19 protein-coding genes are annotated in these 19,540 nt (G+C 52.2%); 10 read left to right on the forward strand and 9 right to left on the reverse strand.

All coding sequences use genetic code 11. The features are described 5' to 3' along the window. Nucleotides 1-78: 78 nt before the first annotated feature. Together MKX98_RS32270 and MKX98_RS32275 are read right to left on the reverse strand one after the other, a co-directional pair. A complete protein-coding gene (locus tag MKX98_RS32270; protein ID WP_220687243.1) occupies nt 79-1,851 on the reverse strand; it encodes a HAMP domain-containing sensor histidine kinase in 1,773 nt (590 codons plus the stop codon). Next, nucleotides 1,848-2,567 (reverse strand): response regulator transcription factor, encoded by a 720-nt coding sequence (locus MKX98_RS32275; protein WP_194540020.1) that lies wholly within the window; start codon nt 2,565-2,567, stop codon nt 1,848-1,850. The genes MKX98_RS32270 and MKX98_RS32275 overlap by 4 nt, the downstream gene beginning before the upstream one ends. Nucleotides 2,568-2,708: 141 nt before the next feature. Between MKX98_RS32275 and MKX98_RS32280 the strand changes: the two genes are divergently transcribed. Both MKX98_RS32280 and MKX98_RS32285 read left to right on the forward strand, forming a co-directional pair. Then, nucleotides 2,709-3,938: a DUF418 domain-containing protein gene (locus tag MKX98_RS32280; RefSeq protein WP_220687242.1), complete on the forward strand. Its 1,230-nt coding sequence runs from the start codon at nt 2,709-2,711 to the stop codon at nt 3,936-3,938. Nucleotides 3,939-4,127: 189 nt separating this feature from the next. After that, nucleotides 4,128-4,433, forward strand: a complete 306-nt coding sequence (locus MKX98_RS32285; RefSeq protein WP_009590367.1) for an antibiotic biosynthesis monooxygenase — start codon at nt 4,128-4,130, stop codon at nt 4,431-4,433. A gap of 132 nt (nt 4,434-4,565) precedes the next feature. Here MKX98_RS32285 and MKX98_RS32290 read toward each other — a convergent pair whose 3' ends face one another. Next, nucleotides 4,566-5,036 carry a hypothetical protein gene (locus MKX98_RS32290; RefSeq protein WP_194540023.1) on the reverse strand — a complete coding sequence of 157 codons (471 nt, stop codon included), beginning with the start codon at nt 5,034-5,036 and terminating at the stop codon, nt 4,566-4,568. Nucleotides 5,037-5,170: 134 nt separating this feature from the next. Between MKX98_RS32290 and MKX98_RS32295 the strand changes: the two genes are divergently transcribed. After that, complete coding sequence (locus MKX98_RS32295) at nt 5,171-5,302, forward strand: DUF4023 domain-containing protein (RefSeq protein WP_009590359.1); 132 nt, start codon at nt 5,171-5,173, stop codon at nt 5,300-5,302. Between the two features lie 88 nt (nt 5,303-5,390). Here the strand turns inward: MKX98_RS32295 and MKX98_RS32300 are convergent, their stop codons facing one another. The 5 genes from MKX98_RS32300 to MKX98_RS32320 form a co-directional block, all read right to left on the reverse strand. Then, a complete protein-coding gene (locus tag MKX98_RS32300) occupies nt 5,391-5,732 on the reverse strand; it encodes a DUF1801 domain-containing protein (RefSeq protein ID WP_339220451.1) in 342 nt (113 codons plus the stop codon). Between the two features lie 42 nt (nt 5,733-5,774). Continuing rightward, entirely contained in the window at nt 5,775-6,173 is a 399-nt protein-coding gene (locus MKX98_RS32305; protein ID WP_194540025.1) for a VOC family protein, read from the reverse strand. Nucleotides 6,174-6,290: 117 nt separating this feature from the next. Next, nucleotides 6,291-7,553, reverse strand: a complete 1,263-nt coding sequence (locus MKX98_RS32310; protein WP_194540026.1) for an RNA polymerase sigma factor — start codon at nt 7,551-7,553, stop codon at nt 6,291-6,293. Beyond that, nucleotides 7,553-7,984, reverse strand: coding sequence for a YciI family protein (locus MKX98_RS32315; protein WP_009590355.1), 432 nt, complete (start codon nt 7,982-7,984; stop codon nt 7,553-7,555). The genes MKX98_RS32310 and MKX98_RS32315 overlap by 1 nt, the downstream gene beginning before the upstream one ends. Nucleotides 7,985-8,227: 243 nt before the next feature. After that, on the reverse strand, nt 8,228-8,785 hold the full coding sequence (locus tag MKX98_RS32320) for a CGNR zinc finger domain-containing protein (RefSeq protein WP_194540027.1): 558 nt from the start codon (nt 8,783-8,785) through the stop codon (nt 8,228-8,230). A gap of 195 nt (nt 8,786-8,980) precedes the next feature. Between MKX98_RS32320 and MKX98_RS32325 the strand changes: the two genes are divergently transcribed. Together MKX98_RS32325 and MKX98_RS32330 are read left to right on the forward strand one after the other, a co-directional pair. Then, the gene (locus MKX98_RS32325; protein WP_339220456.1) at nt 8,981-10,162 is read left to right on the forward strand and encodes an epoxide hydrolase; all 1,182 of its coding nucleotides are present in this window, start codon (nt 8,981-8,983) and stop codon (nt 10,160-10,162) included. Between the two features lie 70 nt (nt 10,163-10,232). Then, the gene (locus MKX98_RS32330; protein ID WP_220687236.1) at nt 10,233-10,787 is read left to right on the forward strand and encodes a DNA topology modulation protein FlaR; all 555 of its coding nucleotides are present in this window, start codon (nt 10,233-10,235) and stop codon (nt 10,785-10,787) included. A 17-nt stretch (nt 10,788-10,804) separates the two neighbouring features. Here MKX98_RS32330 and cysK read toward each other — a convergent pair whose 3' ends face one another. Then, nucleotides 10,805-11,719 carry a cysteine synthase A gene (gene cysK, locus MKX98_RS32335; protein ID WP_194540030.1) on the reverse strand — a complete coding sequence of 305 codons (915 nt, stop codon included), beginning with the start codon at nt 11,717-11,719 and terminating at the stop codon, nt 10,805-10,807. Nucleotides 11,720-12,229: 510 nt separating this feature from the next. On the opposite strand from cysK, the gene MKX98_RS32340 reads away from it, so the two are divergent. From MKX98_RS32340 to MKX98_RS32360, 5 genes are all read left to right on the forward strand, one after another. After that, nucleotides 12,230-13,081, forward strand: coding sequence for a lipoate--protein ligase family protein (locus MKX98_RS32340; RefSeq protein ID WP_339224638.1), 852 nt, complete (start codon nt 12,230-12,232; stop codon nt 13,079-13,081). Between the two features lie 769 nt (nt 13,082-13,850). After that, nucleotides 13,851-15,476: an alkaline phosphatase PhoX gene (locus tag MKX98_RS32345; protein ID WP_194544977.1), complete on the forward strand. Its 1,626-nt coding sequence runs from the start codon at nt 13,851-13,853 to the stop codon at nt 15,474-15,476. A 24-nt stretch (nt 15,477-15,500) separates the two neighbouring features. Continuing rightward, nucleotides 15,501-15,722, forward strand: a complete 222-nt coding sequence (tatA, locus tag MKX98_RS32350) for a twin-arginine translocase TatA/TatE family subunit (RefSeq protein ID WP_071218765.1) — start codon at nt 15,501-15,503, stop codon at nt 15,720-15,722. Next, complete coding sequence (gene tatC, locus MKX98_RS32355) at nt 15,679-16,452, forward strand: twin-arginine translocase subunit TatC (protein ID WP_194544978.1); 774 nt, start codon at nt 15,679-15,681, stop codon at nt 16,450-16,452. Before tatA ends, tatC begins: the two co-directional genes overlap by 44 nt. A gap of 768 nt (nt 16,453-17,220) precedes the next feature. Then, entirely contained in the window at nt 17,221-19,521 is a 2,301-nt protein-coding gene (locus MKX98_RS32360; RefSeq protein ID WP_194540032.1) for a helix-turn-helix domain-containing protein, read from the forward strand. Nucleotides 19,522-19,540 lie beyond the last annotated feature (19 nt).

Genomic DNA, 19,540 nt, shown 5'->3' on the forward strand with positions numbered 1-19,540 from the left:
GCAACCGGGCCTGCAGCAGGATAGGAATGTTGAAGGATTTTTGAGGCGATTCGGGAAATGCCGATCCAATCAGCAAGGTTACTCCTTGCCGCGCTCAGCAGCCCCCTCACCTTCTTGTAAGCCAGCCTCAGGCAATAGCACGGTGATGGTGGTTCCTCGGCCCACTTCAGACCACACCTTTACCCGGCCCCGATGCGCTTCGACAATCGCCTTGGCGATACTCATCCCGAGTCCCGAGCCGTCCATGCTCTCTTCAGTATTCGTTCCCCGGTAGTAACGCTCGAACAGATTGCAGCGGGTCTCTTCGTCCATCCCCACGCCTTGATCCGCAACCACGATCGCCGCACCGCCCGGACGTCTCTCCACCCGGACCTCAACGTTTACCCCATCCGGATTATGCTTCACGGCATTCGTGATCAGGTTATCCATCAACCGCTGCAGCCACTTGGCATTGCCGTCGACGAGCAGCGCCTCTTCGCCGCCGATATAGTTGAAATTCGCATCCAGCGTAGCATCATTGACGTATTTCAGCACGCAGCGGCGCACCAGCTCATTCAGGTCAAGCCGGGTCAGCTCCTGCGGGCGGATCTCGCTTCTCAGACGGAAGACGAGCGAGAAATCATTGATCAGCTCCAGCATGTAGTCCCCTTTTTCCCGAATCACCGTTCCCATCTCCCGCAGTTCCTCCTGACTCCAATCCTGCGGTGCATTCTCAAGCATATAGCCGTAACCCTGGATGGAGGACAACGGAGTACGCAAATCATGCGATATCCCGGACATCCATTCTTCCCGGTTACGATCGAGCCGCTCCCGTTCCCTCTCGGTCTCGGCAAGCTGCTCCGCCATCTTGTAAAACGAATGAATCACTTCCTTGTACAGCTTGAAGCGCGTGCGCAGCTTTCCGTTCTTACGGAATACCCGCTTCCGGTCCTTCGGCGTCAGCACTTCCTCGTAAGCTCCGCTCCCCATCCGCTCAAACCACCCGGTAAACAGCAGCAGCGGCCGGCTGTACCGATATCCATGCCATATGGCGACCCCTAGCGACAGCACAAGCACGCAGACCATCGTCCATAACGCCACGCGGATCAGCTCGTTCATCATCGGTCTTTTTTCCAGCGCCCCGTCCTGCGGCGTATGATATACCCAGGTGTTGCCGCTGTCCGTATCGCGATAAACCGCGATATGCGTGGAATACGTGCCCGGCTGCTCCTGCATCGTAATGATCTCCAGCGGGTGGTAGCTTACCTTATTGTCTGAATCTGTTCCAATCGCTTGGACAACGCGGCCCTCCCGGTCAATGACATGCAAATAACCGCCTAGACCGGCTAATTCGCGTTCAAGCTCCGCTTCATCCTCCGGCCTCACCCTGCCGCCGTTCTGGTAATGGGCATACCATTCCCGAAGATGGTCCGAACCCTCATCGATACGTCCGATCAGATACAGCAGCGGTTCTTCATAGGTCAGATCCATCTGCCAATCCATCGTGTACTCGCCGAGACGGCGCTCCTCCTTGATCTCGAGCAAGGTGCTTACCGAGTACTCCGACGGAACATCCGGAGCCGTATTGGTGGAAAGAATCACGTTTCCGTCCATATCCACCACTTGCAGCCACATCTCCTTCTCTTGAAGCAGGAGCTTCCACTGTTCCTGCAGCAGGACCTCCCCATTCTCCGTCACCGTCTCGGTCACGATGCTGTTCAGGACACCTGTCGGAAAGTTCCGTTTGATCTCATCCTCGCTGATATGTTTGATCAGGAAGAATAAGAGCACGATCAGGAAGCAAAACATAAACGCCGAGAACGCAATCAATTGGTACGTAAAATGAAAGGCCAGCCTTCTGCGCAGTCTCATCGGGCTTTCTCCTTAACCAGCTTGTAGCCGAGCCCCCGGACCGTCAACAAATATTGCGGGTTGCTCGGATCCTCCTCGATGCGTTCACGGATGCGGCGGATATGTACCATGACGGTGTTGTCCTCGCCCATGCCGTCGATGCCCCACACGGCTTCGTACAGCTGAGACTTGGAGAATACGACCCCCGGATGCTTGCAAAAATAAAGCAGCAGCTGAAAGACCTGCGCCGGACAAGGCACAGGCTCTCCCAGCACCGTCAGCTCCCCGGCGGATTCATCGACCTTAAACCGGCCGAAATCCCATGCACGCTGTATCACCGGCTGCTCGGCCGACACGGTGGCCCCGATGCCGCCACGGCGCAGACGCGCCTTGATCCTTGCGGCAATCTCCAGCGGATTAAAGGGCTTGGTGACATAATCGTCCCCGCCCATCGCAAAACCGGTCAGCACATCCAGATCCGACGCTTTGGCCGTCAGAAACAGAATGTGCGGACTGCCATAGGAGCGAATCTGCGGACAGAGATCAAATCCCGTGCCGTCCGGCAGCATGACATCGAGCAGCACGATATCCGCTCCATGTGCAGCGATTTCGCTAAGCGCTTCCTTACAGCTGGAAGCCGTATATATGCGGTTAAAGCCTTCCTTGCGCAGCACCATCTGCAGCATTTTCACAATGGAAGGTTCGTCATCTACAATTAAAATTCGTGTTTGATCCATTTTATCCTCACCCGACATTTATGCTAGCACAACAACCTTAACAGGAGTTAAACAAATGCTAGAAGAGTTAAGAAAAAGTTAGGTTGCCGTTTCCGAGTTATTTCATTTCGAGCTTTATACTTGGTGTCAGAGGTGATTGACATGAATTCAAATAAACGTTCCACGGCCGTGGATGCGATTCGCGGCTTGAGCTTGCTCGGCATCCTGATGGCCAATATGCTTATTTTTCAATACGGCATGTTCGGCAAAGACGAGCTGCATTTCTTCCAGCCATCCACGCTGGATCTGATCAGCCATGACATGCTGAAAGTATTCGTAGAGGGCAGCTTCATGCCGATCTTCACGTTCCTGTTCGGTTACAGCATGATCAAGATGCGGGAAAGCCTGATCGGCAAAGGGCTCAAATACGGACGCAGCTTTTTCCGCAGGTCCGTGCTGCTGATCGTTCTCGGTTTGCTCCATTCGACATTCATCTGGGAAGGCGATATTCTGCTGTTTTACGGAGCGATCGGACTCTTCCTGGTGCTGTTTGTGAAACGGAAGGCCAAAACAATCCTGATCTGGGGGATCCTCTTACTGGCGCTGATGTCCCTCCTCGGATATGGCTCCATGGAGCCTACGGCAGGTGAAACCGAGCGTATGGAGAATTATGTGAAGCAGTCTATTGAGGTGTACGGCAATGGCACGTACCGCGAGATTCTGAACTTTCGTTCAACTGAGGAAATGCCCATCGACCTTCCGGATTGGTTGATGCTGCTGGTCATTCTGATTGCTCCGCTGATGAGCGCGCCAATGTTCCTGTTTGGTATGGTCGCCGCCAAACGCGGGCGCTTCCTTCATCCCTCCATGGAGATCAAGCTGTATCTAAGATGGTCTCTGCTCATACCGGTCGGGCTTGGACTAAAGACAGCAGGGGTTATGCTCGGATCCACCCACGGCTGGAGCGGCGTACTTACGATGCTTGGCGGACCTCTGCTCGCGCTGGGTTATATACATCTGTTCGCTTCCCTATATGCCTTCTCTTCTAAACAATCGGTCATCATCCGGGCGTTTGAAGCGGTTGGACGGATGTCGCTAACCAACTATCTAACGCAAAGCGTTGTGTGCGTACTGATATTCTACGGATTCGGGCTGGGTATGTTCGGCAAGCTCGGCGTGCTGCAAGGAGCGCTGCTGGCCGTCCTGATCTATGCTGTACTGGCAACGGGCAGCCTGCTCTGGTTGAAACGGTTCCGCAGCGGACCCGTTGAACGGCTGCTGCGCATCGGCACCTATTGGTCATGGAGCGGCAGGGCGAAACCCAAAGTCATGACGCCGGCTGCAGCCGTACCTGCGGCAGAGTTTCCGGCAGAAGGTCCTCCGGTGACTTAATTAATTATGCCGCAGCTTTGGCTTAAAGCCGGGGAGCCCCAGCTACGAGGCTCTTGTGGCTCTTGTGGCTCTTGTGGCTCCCTAGCTCCCAAGATGAAATCGGCCCTTCCGTTCAGGTATAATGGACATACAGGCAAGGGCTAGACATTTTTGGAATTTATCCGGTCATCATCGAAGGAGGAATCTTGCATGCTGGTTGTTACAAACTCGATTAAGGTTAAACCGGGCTTCGGACAAGAAATTGCGCAGCGATTCGCTGAAGCGAAGGGTGTCCAGGAGATTGAGGGATTCGTGCGGATGGAAGTATGGCACGAAGCCAAAGAAGGCGCAGAGGCAGAGGAACTGAAGGTCTCTACGGTATGGGAAGACGAGGAAGCGTTCAAACGCTGGACTTCCAGTGAATCGTTCAGGCAATCTCACGGTCAGGGCCGCAACGAGAATATTTTAGGCGCTTCCTTAAACAAATATGAGCTGTTGATCAGTCATAAGAAGTAATATGGAACGGGTCCCCACCCTAAATACCCCGCCCGGGCGTTTGCCTGTGGCAGGGTATTTTTTTGCCGTGGGATGATAATGCCTTCTCACTTCATTCCGTTCACGATCCCTGTGAAACCAATAGGGACATCCTCAAGGCCCCTGATCGTTTATCATGTACCCCGGCAGCAATTCAGGGTTGTGGGATCGACCCAGCTCGACCATGTACTTGTTCAGATCGTTCAACTCGGGACCCGCCAGCACATATAATTGTCCATCCACCTCGAACTCGTTCGCCACGCGAACCTCCTGCTCGCCCTGCACGACGTCCATAAAGAACAGAAATCCCGGTTTCTCGTTAGCCGTGATCCGCTTGGCTTGAAGATTGTCCACTCGCTCCATAACCGGTTCTATGTCCTGCTTCTGATCCAGCACCATCCGTGTGCCATCCCCATAAACCACATGAATGGCCTTCACCTTCGCTGCATCCAGCTTCATCAGTTTCTTGACGGAGTACAAGCTCTTGTCTGCAGACCCCGCATCCTCGTCAAATCCGCTGCAGCCGACCATGCTCAGAACAACGATAATTCCAACCATCATGATGAACGCGAGCTTACTGGACAACCCTTCATCCCCCCAAACGAAAATCTCACCATCTGTATCCACTCCAAAGTCACCAAATATGATCAGGGCGAAATGGTTATATTAAGCACGATCAGGCAAAGCCATACATTCTGAGCAAAAGGAGCTTACGTCATATGGAAAGCACGCACGATTTTGTGGAAAAAATGAACGAGAATGCGGAGAAGGCCCGTCGCAACAAGGAAAATCATGGCAAAGGAACGCCAAGCGACAAGCTGCCGACCAAGCAGCACGGCACCAAGAAGTAATGACGCATACCGCGATCCTCACAGGATCGCGGTATGATATCAGCAACGGTTCGAACACCGGTTATCCGTGCTTCCTACTACATATGATTTACAGTCCGTCGGATGCCTGCTTCAACAAGGATCCGAGCGCATCATAATCGACATGCTGCCCGGACGAAATTTTGATGGTCTTTCGCTCAGGCGGTCCTTCAAACGACGCTTCAGGCCAATCCAGGCGATCCGCATTGAAAATCGTAAAGCTTACGGCGCTCTTCGCGACGCTGATCACGGCTGCATATTTTCCGTTTTTCAGAAAATGGGGCTTTTTGTATTGAAGCCGTTCCGAAACGTCCGGGATCGTGCCGTGCACAAGCTCCCGAAGCCGCTCGCTGACCTCCACCTTCCAGGTATCACTAATGGCTGCAATGTAATCCGTAACTTCTTGATTCATCTTATTGGCTCCCTCTGTATCGTAGTATGGTATTTTTTCAACTCAGCCCTGATGAACCATCTGCCAAGTCATGCCGAACCGGTCCACCACTTCACCGTAGTAGGCTCCCCAAGGCTGCAGAGCAAAAGGATATTTCTCAGTACCCCCATCGCTGAGATGGCGATAGGCAGCCCGGGCGTCTTCCTCGTTATCGAACGTGATGGCCAGACCCATGCTCGTGCTCTTGCCAGTTTCCTGAAACGCATCGGTGAGGATCAGCTTGTTGCCGCAGGCCAGCGTTAACGACATGTGCATAACCTTATCCTGATGGACTTCCGGTATGCCCGGCATGTCCTTGAAGGTAGTCAGCAAATCGATCTCTCCACCCAGCGCTTGCATGTAAAAATTCGCCTGACCTCTTGCATCCTCCGAAATAATAAAAGGTACCATTTGTGCTTGCATGTTCATCTTCCTCTCGGTTTTTTTGTTTTATATCTAAATGACGAACGAGGTTTTATGTAATCGACACATCTTCATATTTTTTTAAAAAGTTTTTTTTAAAAGTTTCTTTAGTTTGTCTTAGGACTCCGCTGACAGGCATTCTGCCGCACGGTCAAGCAGCAAAGCACGTTCCCTCAGGTTATCCGTTAGCGATGCGGCCAGCTTGAACTCCGCGCAGGCTTCGTCCAGACGTCCCAGCTTGAAGAGCAGGTCTCCCCTTACGCTCGGGAGGAGATGGTATCCCTTCAAGGCCGGCTCGCCACGTAAAACATCCACGATCTCAAGCCCGATCTCCGGACCGAAAGCCATGGAGAGGGCCACGGCCCGGTTCAATTCCACGATGGGCGAAGGAGAAACCTGGGCCAAGGCCTCATATAACGCGGAGATGCGAATCCAATCGGTCTCTGCTGCAGTGGGCGCTCCGGCATGACAAGCGGAGATGGCAGCTTGTATAGCGTAAGGTCCCGTCATTCCACCCAACCGCTCGATCCGATCCAGAGCGGCAAAACCGCGCCGAATCAATAAATGATCCCACAAGGCCCGATTCTGATCCATGAGCAGGACAGGCTCCCCCTCCGCATTGACCCGGGACTTGAACCTAGAGGATTGAAATTCCATTAACGCAACCAATCCATGCACCTCGGCCTCCGTCGGCGCGATCTCTGCCAGCACCCGCCCGATCCGAAGCGCTTCCTGGCACAGCAGGGGACGAATCCACTGGCTGCCCGAAGACGCTGCATACCCCTCGTTAAACATGAGATAGATGACCTCAAGAACCGATGACAACCGCGGTTTAAGCTCGGCTCCCTGAGGAATCTCGAATGCCACCCGGGTCGCCGACAGCGTCCGTTTGGCACGAACGATTCGCTGCGCGATCGTCGGTTCAGGCACAAGATAGGCGTGAGCAATCTCCGCTGTCGTTAATCCGCCGAGCAAACGCAGCGTCAGAGCTACGCGCGCCTCAGGGGAAAGAACCGGATGGCAGGTCATGAAGATCAGCCGCAGCAGATCATCGTTCACTTCCCCCGCCTCCGGCACCTCCATATCCGAATCCATCCGGGAATCCATTTCGCGTCCGAGCAGCTCATACTTCTGATCGCGTACCTTATTCCGGCGCAGCAGATCCAGCGCTTTGCGCTTCGCAGCGGTCATGAGCCATCCACCGGGATTATCCGGTATTCCGTCCATCGGCCAGTGTTCCAGCGCAGCGATTAGCGCATCCTGAGCAAGATCCTCGGCGATCCCGACGTCACGAACCATTCGAGTCAGGTAGGCAATGATTTTGGAGGATTCGATTCTCCAGATGGCATCGATCGTACGATGGGTATCTTCAGCTGACATTATGGATTCTGCCTTTGAATGTGTTCACGCATTTCGTATTGTTTAGCCTGCGCCTCCGGATCCTGCGTCAACTCTGTCGGTTCAAAGACCTGGCGGAGCTCGATCTGGCCCGCACCGAAGCCGTGCGGATCCGGCATGCGTTTAGCCCATTCGATCGCCTCTTCCCTCGTCTTTACTTCGATCAAGGTATACCCCGCGATCAGTTCCTTCGCTTCCGTAAAGGGACCGTCGGTAATTTTCGGCTTGCCCCCCGGCTCTGGATAAGATATCCGAATGGCGCCCGAGCTTGGATGGAGCCCGTCGGCAGCAAGGAGCACGCCAGCTCTGGCCAGCTCCATGTTGTACCTCATCATGGCATCCAATTGCTCCGCGCTTGGCAGCACGCCTGCCTCGGAATCCTCGGTTGCCTTTACAATCATCATAAATCTCATTCTTATTCCCTCCTGGTTATCAAGATTAAACTTAAAATTTTCGTTCTATGCTTAACCAACGAATAGAGAATCCCCTAATCGACAAAGGCGTCAACATTTTTTAAAAAATAATAGGTTACAACCATTTCGTTGCTGGGCCGTGTATTCCTGTTAAAAAATTCGGCGCCATGAAAAAAAGACCAATCAAGGCAAAACGCTTGATTGGTCGATGGACTGATTCAAAACAGGTACCATGGCTGCGATTCATCCCATGGACTTACTTCGCTCCCGATATGTTTTATTCTTCGCCCGATTGCCGCAGGCTTTCATCGAGCACCATTTTCCCGTTCCCGGCCGCGAGCGGTCAACGAATACCCACTGACAATCGTCGGCCGTACACACTCTCAATCTGCCCCACATATTCTTTTCACGAAGCCGAAATACCATAATCAACAGCCGGGCCATCCCCCCTCTTCCTTGTGTATCCACTGGCTCCATGGCGTCTGCGGTTTCACCGAAACGGCAGAAGAACCGGTACTGACCGGCTACACGGTTTAACGCTTGGAAGCCAGCTCCCTGATGATCATGTATATTATTCGGAATGGCTGCTCGCAAGCCGCCCCGCAGCTCACGGGCCAAAACCAGGTCCTCTTCGGATACGGTGTCCTGCTCCAGAATAAAGCCGTTGCTTAACAGCCACATGCGCAGATCCTCCGCGGACTGAAGGAGCTCCACACCCGGATCCCCCTCATACCGCATGCGTTTATCATGGGTGTTGATAAAATCCGCGATGATTTCGAGTTGATCAAATTCATGTCCCACAACAAACAAACCTCCTATTGATTTCTCCATAACAAACCAGTAAAGTGTATTTATCGGTTAGCTAACCAGTTATATATTTTTAAAGGTCACTCGCAATATAGGAAAGCCCTAGCCCTATGGCTTCATTTACCTATCTACCGCAAGTTTGTTGTTATCAGTATACCAGACTCCCATTCTTTCCAAGAGGTGATGCGAATGAAGATCCAACCGTTTTCTTTTCAAATCGAGCCCGCTGCCATTGATGATTTATATCGGCGCCTGGACATGACCCGATGGCCTGACGAAATCCCCGGCGGACAATGGGATTATGGAATTCCCCTTGATTTCATGAAGGATATGGCCGCCTACTGGAGACATGAGTTCGATTGGGAAGCCTTCCAGCGTTCCATTCATGCCTTTCCGAATTATATCGCTGAAATTGATGGAGTCGACATTCACTTCATACATATTAAGGGCAGCGGCGAACACCCCATCCCGCTCCTCATCGCTCACGGTTGGCCCAGCTCCTTCTATGAAATGCTGGAACTTGTCCCTTTCCTTACGAATCCTGAGCAATTTGGCGGCCATGCGGAAACAGTCTTCGACATTGTCATCCCATCGATCCCGGGCCATGGATTCTCAGGTATCGAACTGCGTCCGGGCTTTGAAGATCGCCAGGCAGGGGAACTGCTCATGAAACTCATGACGGGGCTCGGTTACGAACGATTCGGCGCACACGGCTATGATATCGGAGCCAGCATTCTGGGGCTCATGTGTCTCGACCATCCCGACCGGTTCATCGGCTATCACACTACATCGCCAGGGAACCCCAGTCCCTATGTGGATTCAAACTCCACGCTTTCGGCCGAGGAGGCTGAGTTCCTCGACTATCAGAAGCAATGGGGGCGCGAGGAGGGCGCTTACGCCCATATACTGGGCACACGGCCGCAGACGACAGCCTATGGATTGCATGATTCACCCGTTGCGCTGGCCGCATTCATTCTGGAAAAATGGCACTACTGGACATCTCCCAAGGAGGGTGATGTGTTGCAGCATTTCAGCAAGGCGCAGCTCATGGCCAACGTCTCCATCTACTGGCTGACCCAGAGCATCAACGCCTCGAACCGCTATTATTTTGAAGGCAAGCATACGAGGTGGCCGGGGCCCGGAGAAGGTTCTCCTGTACCGCATGGTGTCACCTTAAACGCTCAACGGAACGAGCGTCCTCCCCGATCCTATGTGGAACGGATCTTCCCGAATGTGATCCACTGGAAGGATCTAAATGCAGGCGGACACTTCATTGCAGCGGAACAACCGGCCCAGATTGCCGAGCAAATCATGGCATTCTTCAAGCTGCTCCGCGATTCGCCGCAGGATGCTCTGGAATTTTACGAATAATAAGACAGGAGATCGCCGCATCGATACCGAAATGATGAACTACCATTTCTCATGAATGCGGTGATCTTCTATGAATATGAAAATTCCGAACCGGATTCATATAATCGGCTCCGTCGGAAGCGGTAAAACGACACTCGCCAGGACACTGTCCGCCCAACTGCACATTCCTTATTACGAGCTCGACAATGTGGTGTGGGAGCGAGCCGAGCCGAACGATATTCGGAGGAGTGAAGCAGACAGGGATGCGATGTTACTAAGTATCGTCAACAAGAAATGCTGGATCATCGAAGGCGCTCACCTCAAATGGGTCAGCCCCAGCTTCTGCCGTGCAGATCTTATCGTATTCCTGAACCCCTCTTATTCAACAATAACCTACCGAATCATCACAAGGTTCATCAAGCAGCGACTGCGACTTGAACAGGCCCACTACACCCCCACCTGGGACATGTTCAAAAAAATGTTCGCATGGAGCGCAGCTTATCAGCGGGAAGGCAGATATCAGATTCAGGATACGCTCGAAGATTATCCCGGCAAAGTCGTCGTCGTAAACGATCTCAAACAGCTTAAACAACGGCTCGAACATTGGAGGTCGCCCATAGAACAGCAAGAAAGGACCTCCGGTTAACCAGAGGTCCTTCTGACTTAGAAAATATCCATGCTCAAATACCGCTCTCCCGTATCCGGGGCAATGCAGACAACCCGCTTCCCTTCCCCCAGCCGCTTCGCTACGCGAAGAGCAGCGAATACCGATGCGCCGGAGGACGGCCCTACCAGAATGCCTTCCCTGCGAGCCAAGTCCCGCACCGTTTGCAACGCATCCTCGTCGGCGATCTGGATGATCTCATCATATACGCCCGTATTCAGAATCTTCGGTACAAAGCCCGGGCTCGTGCCCACCAGCTTGTGCGGTCCAGGCTGACCGCCGGAGAGCACGGGCGAGCCCTTCGGCTCGACTACCGCGATGTGCAGGTCCGGCAAGGACTTTCGCAGCTCTTCCCCGGTTCCGGTTACGGTACCGCCCGTTCCCGCCGTCGCCACGAAGGCGTCAAGCCGACCTTCCATCTGCTCCAATATTTCCGGCGCCGTAGTCACCCGGTGAATGTCCGGGTTGGCCGCATTCTCGAACTGCTGCGGAATGAAGCTTCCGGGAATCTGCTCCTTGAGCTCCAGCGCCTTGGAAATCGAACCCGGCATGCGTTCGCTGCTCGGTGTCAGCACGACCTCCGCACCGTACGCCTTCAATATATTGATCCGTTCCTTGGACATATTGTCCGGCATAATCAGGATAGCCCGGTAACCCTTGGCGGCCGCAATCATCGCCAGGCCAATGCCGGTATTCCCGCTTGTCGGCTCAATAATGGTACCGCCCGGCTGGAGGAGTCCTTGTTCCTCGGCGGTATGAATCAGGTTGTACGCCGCGCGGTCCTTCACGCTGCCGGAAGGATTGAATCTCTCAAGCTTTACATAGACATCCGCAGCTCCTGGAGGCACTAGGCGCTGAAGTTTCACCATGGGCGTCCGACCGATCATATCCACCACACTGTTATAAATCTCCATGATGTTGAAACTCTCCTTTATATATGAAGTGAAATCATTCTCCACCAATCCGAATTTCTATAAAGACAATAAGCTTACTCGGATTATAACAAAAACGTTCTCCGGCGTATATTCCCAGATGACAGACCGCGTTTAGAGGAAGTTTTTCTTGCGATATCAGGAAGCTACAAGCTTGAAAGTTTATGCTTTCTGATATCTTAACAAAAACGTCGATCGACGTACATTCCCAGAAGACAGACCGCGTTTAGAGGAAGTTTTTCTTGCGATATCAGGAAGCTACAAGCTTCGAAGTTATACTTTCTGGTATCTTAACAAAAACGTCGATCGACGTACATTCCCAGATGACGGACCGCGTTTAGTTGATGTATTTCTCGCCGGCCAGGCTCGCCGCTTCCGTATGAATTTATGGTATGCTATCCAAAGAAAATAACGATCGGGCCCCCCCTCGGAAGACAAATTTCTTCCATGGTCTTGTGCACGATCCGCATGTTAGAGGAGGCGCAAGAAAGCGTGAATATTCCGCTGTCACTACCTGAAGATCAACCCGTTCTGCTGCTCGACCGGACCCATGATTTAGCGCACCAGGACGTACTGTACCATTTTGCGCTGGACGAGCTCCTGTGCAGGCTGACCGAAGATGGCGGGCCTGCCATCTGTCATCTGTGGCGGCATCCGCGCGCCTTTGTGATGGGCGTGCGCGACAGCCGCCTCCCTTATGCGCCGCAAGGGGAAGCCATGCTTCGCTCTCTCGGCTATGACACCGCCGTCCGCCATTCGGGCGGTGCTGCCGTACCCTTGGACGCAGGCGTGGTGAACCTGTCCCTCATCCTCCCCTTTTCCTCTGCGGGACCGGCGCCTGACTTTCATCAGGACTTTGAAATCATGGTGGAGCTGATCCGGGAAGCCCTCCGCGGCACCGGGCAGAACGTAGATACCGGCGAAATTGCCGGTGCCTTCTGTCCGGGAACGTTCGATTTAAGCATAGGCGGCCTTAAATTCTGCGGTATTGCCCAGCGGCGGCAACGTAAAGCGTTCATTATCCAAGCTTTTATCATCGCCGAAGGGTCAGGCAGCGAGCGCGCCCGGCTGGTTCGTTCCTTCTATGATATTGCCGCTGCGGGAGCAGACCCCAAGCAGTATCCTCTGGTAGAAGCCAACAGCACCGCCAGTCTTGAAGAGCTTACGAGTATCGGCACCGGCCAGAACGCCGTGCACACGTTTATAGCCGCGGTAAAAGAGGTCATTCGCAGCTGGCAGTCAGGCAAGGAGCTGACAGAGGCCGCTTCCAGGTTTACGATGCCAGGCTCTGAGGAGATTCGTAATATGGCTGAGCAAATGCGGCAGCGGTATAACCTTAATTAAACAAAATAAAGAACCATATAGGCTGATTAATCAGTCTGTATGGTTCTTTATATTCTTTCATTTTGTAGTACTGACGGGAGCATGCAACAGTTCTTGCAGTGCTTGCTGTTCTTGCAGAATATCTAAGAGATGTATAAATTAACTAATGGACACTGGATCCGTTATTTCAAAAAAAACAGCAACTTTCCCCGTACTTCCGGACTCAGAATCCGCTATCTACTATAAATACCACAAATAACAGCCATATTCTATGTAATAGCGGATCTGGTGTCCTCATTTAACCCTCAACCCACCAATTCTGGCGTAATAGCGGAACCTCTGTCCTCAAATCATCGCAACTGTTAACACACTCATGCAGGGTCTGGTATTCCGCGGACCAATAAACCGCGCACTATCGATACCATCCGTTCATCGATACAATCCGTCCATCAATCCATTCGCGTCCTTCGATTCATTCTATCCGTCCGACACAGCAGGTTAATCGTAACGAATCGATCGGCCGTTCAGTCGATCCACACAATCTATCCATCAATTCAATCCAATCCAATCCAATCAATTCACCCTAGGACCCAAATAACTGAATCTGTTCATTATGGCACCATCATCTGGCAGTTAGGCCAAGCTATTAAAATTAGAACCGTGTATCATACCTGGATTACTTTATTTTTACAATTCCACCATTCACCGATGATATTCCCTTAACACTTCCCCTATAAACTTGTCCTGATGGCAATTTATACATTAGGGGTGGATAAGCTTGAATAAAACGATGGACCGCAAAACGTTTCTGTCTTATCTGGGTACGGGCGCAACCGCATTGGCAGCCGCTTCCGCAGGCTTAGGCGTACTGGAAGGAAAGGCCTCCGCCATGTCCGGAACCGCAAATCATCTGTTCGGATTCAAAACGAATCGGGTCAGCGGCTACTTCGAGCCAATCGAACCAACCAAAGCAGACCAGCTCGTCCTGCCTAAAAACTTTAAATATGATGTCATTGCGGCTTTCGATGACGTGATCAATCCGGCTGGCGAAAAATTCGGCTCCGGCTGCGATTACAACGCATTTTTCCCGATTAAGGGCTCCAATGTCCGCGGCCTCCTGGTCAACAATCACGAGTACTCCACCATCTTCTCGATCGGCCCTGTGAAGGATGGGAAGATGACGGCAGATCAAATCCATAAAAACCTGTATTACCAAGGCATGTCGGTCATTGAAGTATACCGTGACGAGAAGGGTGTATGGAAAATGGACACCACCTCCACCCATGCCCGCCGCATCAACGGCTTCAGCAAATTCGATATCACCGGCCCGGCCAAAGGCATCCCTGCCCTGAAAGGCGCCACGACGGCTACCGGTACGTTCGCCAACTGCTCCGGCGGCGTCACGCTGTGGAACACGGTCTTGTCCTGCGAAGAGAACTTCGAGGACACCGCGGCGGTTTCGAACCTGCCGGATACGCATTACGGCTGGGTCGTCGAAGTCGATCCATTCGATAAATCCTTCCTGAAGAAGCACACCGCCCTCGGTAGATTCAATCATGAGAATACCGCCATGGGACTTGCCGCAGACGGCCGGGTCGTTGTCTATATGGGCGACGACAAGAAGGATGCCTGCGTCTATAAATTCATCAGCAACAACAAGTATGACAAGAGCAAAGGCCGTGCCAATTCCGCGCTTCTGGAAGACGGAACCCTGTACGTTGCCAACCTGAAGTCAGGCAAATGGATGCCGGTCACCTTGGAAGCTGTAAACAAGGCCGCCGCAGAAGATAAAGAGGCCCAAGCTAAGTTCAAATCCCAAGGCGATGTAGTCACTTACTGTCAGGAAGCTGCGCGTCTTGTCGGCGGAACACCGACGGACCGTCCGGAGGACATCGAAATCTCGCCGTTTGATAACACGGTGTTTGTCTGCCATACGAACAACGACAATCATGGCAACATTCATGGCCATATTACACGCATTTTTGAAGCGGGCAACGATCTGGCCGCGATGGAGTTCGACTTTGAAATCTTTGCGGCCGGCGGACGCCAATCCGGCTTCAGCTCGCCGGACAACCTGGCGTTCGATTCAAACGGCGATTTGTGGGTCGTAACGGACATCTCCAGCAGCAGCCAGAACAAAGGTGTTCACAAATCCTTTATGAACAACGGACTGTTTGTAATTCCAACAAGCGGGCCGGATCAAGGAGTCGCGCTTCAATTCGCCTCCGGTCCGGTAGAGTCCGAGCTTACCGGCCCATTCTTCACCCCCGACGAGCAGACGCTCTTCCTGTCCGTTCAGCACCCGGGCGAGAATACAGAGGACCTCAGCAAACCAACCAGCACATGGCCACACCGCTCCGGCGAAAACATGGCGCGCTGCGCTGTCGTGGCAATTAGCGGCTTCAAACTGGAATAATACCAATCGAAAGGAGCGAGGATCATGCCGTTTGGCAATATCGGAATTGGCGGTTTAATTCTTATCTTGATTATCGCACTCATCATATTCGGTCCATCCAAGCTTCCTGAGCTCGGTCGCGCATTCGGGCGGACCTTAAGCGAATTCAAGGGCGCAACCCGTGGCTTGATGAACGGAGACGACGAGAATGGAAAAAAAGACGATGCTCCGCAACCTGCTGCAGCGGTCAATAAGCAGAACAGCTAATCCGAACGACCAGAGCGCGATCGAGCATCTGGAAGAAATGCGGAAGCGCCTGATCCGCACGCTGATTGCGTTTCTCGTCGCAATGGTGGCTGCCTTCATCTACGTCGAGAAGATCTATCACTGGCTGGTACGAGGTATGGACAAGCAGCTCGTTCTGCTCGGTCCCTCCGAAGTCATGTGGGTGTATATGATCATTGCGGGCGTTGTGGCCGTCACCGTCACACTTCCCATTGCCGCTTATCAAATATGGCGGTTCGTGCAGCCGGCGCTGCCGGATGGGACTCACCGCTCGGCCGTACTGCTCATTCCCGTGATCAGCGTGTTATTCATTGCCGGCATCTGCTTTGGATACTTCGTGCTGTTCCCGATGGTGCTGGAGTTCATGCAGCGTATGGCCGAAGGGGCATTCCAAACGATGTACACCGCGCAAAAATACTTCACGTTCATGATTCATATGACCGTTCCATTCGGATTCCTGTTCGAAATGCCCGCCATCGTCGTTTTTCTGACGAAGCTCGGCATCGTGAATCCGCATCGGCTGGCCAAGATGCGCAAATCAGCCTACTTCCTGCTCTGCATCGTGGCCGTCACTATTACGCCGCCGGATATCATGTCCGATTTGATCGTGATCGTCCCGCTGTTCCTGCTGTACGAAATCAGCGTTTCGATCTCCAGATTCATCTATCGCAAACAGCTGCAGCTCTCTCAAGCAGAGGGCAGCGCAACCTAATACACGTCCGTTTCCCCCGATGCAGGACGGAACCTTGAAGAACCCGTGACTGACAACCTAAGCAAGCAGGTTGTCAGTCACGGGTTCTCTTTTATATTCGTCACGTTAGATAATGTGACGCCAATTATGAGGTATCTAGTAAAAATGGATTGACACCTTGGATACATTGCTATAGTTTTACTTTATAGTAAAGAATTCATCTTATATATCACGACGATTATGTATTATATCCTAGGATATCTTCCATATTGAGTATAATTTGTCATATATATGTTATGAATAATTACATTCGAATCATCTACCGAAATCCCTTGGCTCCATCCTTTGCCTCTCCTATTCATCTGCATCCATGGGCTCGTTACATCAATCCCTGAGCTGAGACTTTTGGCATGATTCCACTTATTTTTAGAAATGATCCATTGATTTATTAGTCGAGTTCTCCTAGTATTTTTAGTAGACACATCTAACGGTTTGGCATTTGGGCCATCACTTCGCCGTCATTTATGATAGCGCTACCAGTTTCTACAAGAAAAAACGACTATCGACTTTCATTCTAGAGAAGACAGACCGCGTTTAGATGTTGTTTTTCTTGTGATATCAGGCAGGCCATGCTCTAAGTTTAAGACTTCTGATATCTTAAAGAAACACGTCTATTAACGGACTTTACACAATACAGACTGCGATTAGAGGAAGTTTTTCTTGCGATTATAGAATTTATTCAGTTTCAAATCTTATCATTCTATAATCTAAAAACGGGAGGTTGCAGATATGAAATGGAATCACTTCAAGTCCAAGCTTCTGCTTAAATACACACTGTCCTACATCTCCATTTTTCTGATACCTCTTGTTATATTAACTATTATTATTTATCACAATGCCGTGAATACACTCCGTTCCGAGATCGAGCAGACCAACGTCAATCAATTGACCCAGGCTAAAACGGTCATCGATGAGCGCATGAAAGAACTGCAGGACATTGCCTTTCGAATCGCCTACGATGAGCAGTTGACCCGTTATTGGACCCACCATCCCTATTACAGCCGCGAATCTATCGGGGCCTTGGTCAAATACAAAGCCACCAGCTCCATCATTGATGAGCTGTTCCTGTTCTTCCGCGGGGATAACAGCATTTATTCGTCACAGGGCTTTGAGAATCTGAACGTCTTCACCGACCGCTACAAATTCAACAGCTGGAACGAAACGGAGATGGTCCGCGATTTAAACTCCGTCCCGATTCCGACCATGCGTCCGGCGGAGCAAGTGGTTCAGGGAACCAAAATCCAAAATTCCATGCTGGCCTACCTTGTGCCGATCGCACCTAACAATACGCCCGCCCATGGAACCGTCATGTACCTGATTCATGAATCCAATCTGACCGGATTGATCGACTCCATCCTCAGCGACTACCATGGGATGACTTATATATTCGATAACTACGGACAAGTGCTGGCCGCCAACTACCAAGGCGAAACCATTACCGAGCAGGAAGTCAGCGCACTGTTCGCGCTTGAGCCCGGAACGCACAGCCTTTCCTTAAACCAAGAGCCGCATTCGGTTGTATCCGTCAAATCCGATGCGGGCTGGACTTATGTCACCGCGATGCCAAGCAACCAATTTTTCAGCCGCATCGTTCATATTCGTACCTTTGTAATTCTGGTATTCTCCTTCGTGGTGGTGATGGGCACCATTCTTGCTATTATGCTGGCCCGCAGACAATACCATCCGATTTCAGACTTAATGGAGTTCATCCGGTTGAAGAATGACCCGGAACCGTCCACATCCAGCAACGAACTGGAATGGATCAAGAAAACGCTGCACGACTACAGCCAGCGCGTCGATCTCCAAGAGCCCTATGCGCGGAATCATATTCTGCTCATGCTGCTGAAGCATGGCCATACCGGTGAATTCCCCTTCGAGTTCACCGAGAAGCTGGGCATTCGCTTCAGCCGGTCCCATTATTTTGTCGTGACCATGGGGTGGGAGTCGCACGCCCTTCCCATTGGCGACAATCCGGAGCGGCGGCCCGTGATGCAGTTAATGAACGATGTGGACCTGCCGGCCTTCTCCGCCTATGCCTTTGGAGTGGAGCTTCCACAGCCCGATCAGCTGGCCCTCATTGTCGGATTCGATGCGGAAACCGGGCATGAAGCGAGCCTTAACGCCCGTATGGAGCCGATCGCCCTTGCCCTGCAATCGATGGCGGCAGAGCACACAGGCGTCTCTCCTGCGATCGGGGTAGGCAACCGCTACAGTTATCCGGAGCAGCTGAATCAATCCTTCATTGAAGCCTCAACCGCTTTGGAGGCATCCATGCTGCACGGACAGGGCAGCAGCACCTTCTTTAACGCGCTTTCCGGTTCCGGCGCACAGGATTCATCCTTCTGGGTCCCTAAGGATGTGCTGCTGAAGCTGGTTCAGAGCTTGAAACAGGGCAGTTACGATGTGGCGGTTCAGATGGTATCCACCGCATTGAATAACCTGAAGACGGAAATGCCGTCCGTACCGCTGCTGCGCTGCATCTGCTTCGATATTCTGAATACGATGCTGAAAACGGCCTCGGAGCTGGGCATCCATCATGTGGTCAATCAGCTGCCGCGTGTCACTTCCTATGACTCGCTGGAGGATTTGGAGAAGAAGCTGGCAGGCCTTGCCGCTGAAATCTGCGCCCATGTCGAGGCGAAGAGCGAGACGGAAGAAAGCTCCCTGATGGACGAAATCGTCGCTTATATCGACGCCAATTTTACGGATTATGACCTCAGTCTGGGTACGATCTCGTCTAAATTCTCCATCTCTTCATCGTATTTCAGCCGTTCCTTCAAGGAGAAGATCGGCATGAACTTCACCCAGTACATCTGGCAGAAACGGATGGACGAGGTGATCCGACTGCTGCTGCACACCACCGATCCATTAAAAGATATCATCACCCGGGTCGGTTACCTGGACACGCCGAACTTCATCCGCAAATTCAAGAAAGAGACGGGATACACGCCCGGTCAATACCGCAAAATGCATAGCCCCGACAGCGCCGCCGTTTCCACGGATGACGACGACGAGGAGTACATCGGGTAAACCGATTTGGACGATTGGC

Source organism: Paenibacillus sp. FSL W7-1332 (assembly GCF_037969785.1).
Classification (GTDB): domain Bacteria; phylum Bacillota; class Bacilli; order Paenibacillales; family Paenibacillaceae; genus Paenibacillus_AQ.

Bases quoted from the DNA above. Each gene is read 5' to 3' on its own strand.
- MKX98_RS32270 (WP_220687243.1), bottom strand. From the start codon at position 1,851: ATGAGACTGCGCAGAAGGCTGGCCTTTCATTTTACGTACCAATTGATT.
- MKX98_RS32275 (WP_194540020.1), bottom strand. From the start codon at position 2,567: ATGGATCAAACACGAATTTTAATTGTAGATGACGAACCTTCCATTGTG.
- MKX98_RS32280 (WP_220687242.1), top strand. From the start codon at position 2,709: ATGAATTCAAATAAACGTTCCACGGCCGTGGATGCGATTCGCGGCTTG.
- MKX98_RS32285 (WP_009590367.1), top strand. From the start codon at position 4,128: ATGCTGGTTGTTACAAACTCGATTAAGGTTAAACCGGGCTTCGGACAA.
- MKX98_RS32295 (WP_009590359.1), top strand. From the start codon at position 5,171: ATGGAAAGCACGCACGATTTTGTGGAAAAAATGAACGAGAATGCGGAG.
- MKX98_RS32300 (WP_339220451.1), bottom strand. From the start codon at position 5,732: ATGAATCAAGAAGTTACGGATTACATTGCAGCCATTAGTGATACCTGG.
- MKX98_RS32305 (WP_194540025.1), bottom strand. From the start codon at position 6,173: ATGCAAGCACAAATGGTACCTTTTATTATTTCGGAGGATGCAAGAGGT.
- MKX98_RS32310 (WP_194540026.1), bottom strand. From the start codon at position 7,553: ATGTCAGCTGAAGATACCCATCGTACGATCGATGCCATCTGGAGAATC.
- MKX98_RS32315 (WP_009590355.1), bottom strand. From the start codon at position 7,984: ATGAGATTTATGATGATTGTAAAGGCAACCGAGGATTCCGAGGCAGGC.
- MKX98_RS32325 (WP_339220456.1), top strand. From the start codon at position 8,981: ATGAAGATCCAACCGTTTTCTTTTCAAATCGAGCCCGCTGCCATTGAT.
- MKX98_RS32330 (WP_220687236.1), top strand. From the start codon at position 10,233: ATGAATATGAAAATTCCGAACCGGATTCATATAATCGGCTCCGTCGGA.
- cysK (WP_194540030.1), bottom strand. From the start codon at position 11,719: ATGGAGATTTATAACAGTGTGGTGGATATGATCGGTCGGACGCCCATG.
- MKX98_RS32345 (WP_194544977.1), top strand. From the start codon at position 13,851: ATGGACCGCAAAACGTTTCTGTCTTATCTGGGTACGGGCGCAACCGCA.
- tatA (WP_071218765.1), top strand. From the start codon at position 15,501: ATGCCGTTTGGCAATATCGGAATTGGCGGTTTAATTCTTATCTTGATT.
- tatC (WP_194544978.1), top strand. From the start codon at position 15,679: ATGCTCCGCAACCTGCTGCAGCGGTCAATAAGCAGAACAGCTAATCCG.
- MKX98_RS32360 (WP_194540032.1), top strand. From the start codon at position 17,221: ATGAAATGGAATCACTTCAAGTCCAAGCTTCTGCTTAAATACACACTG.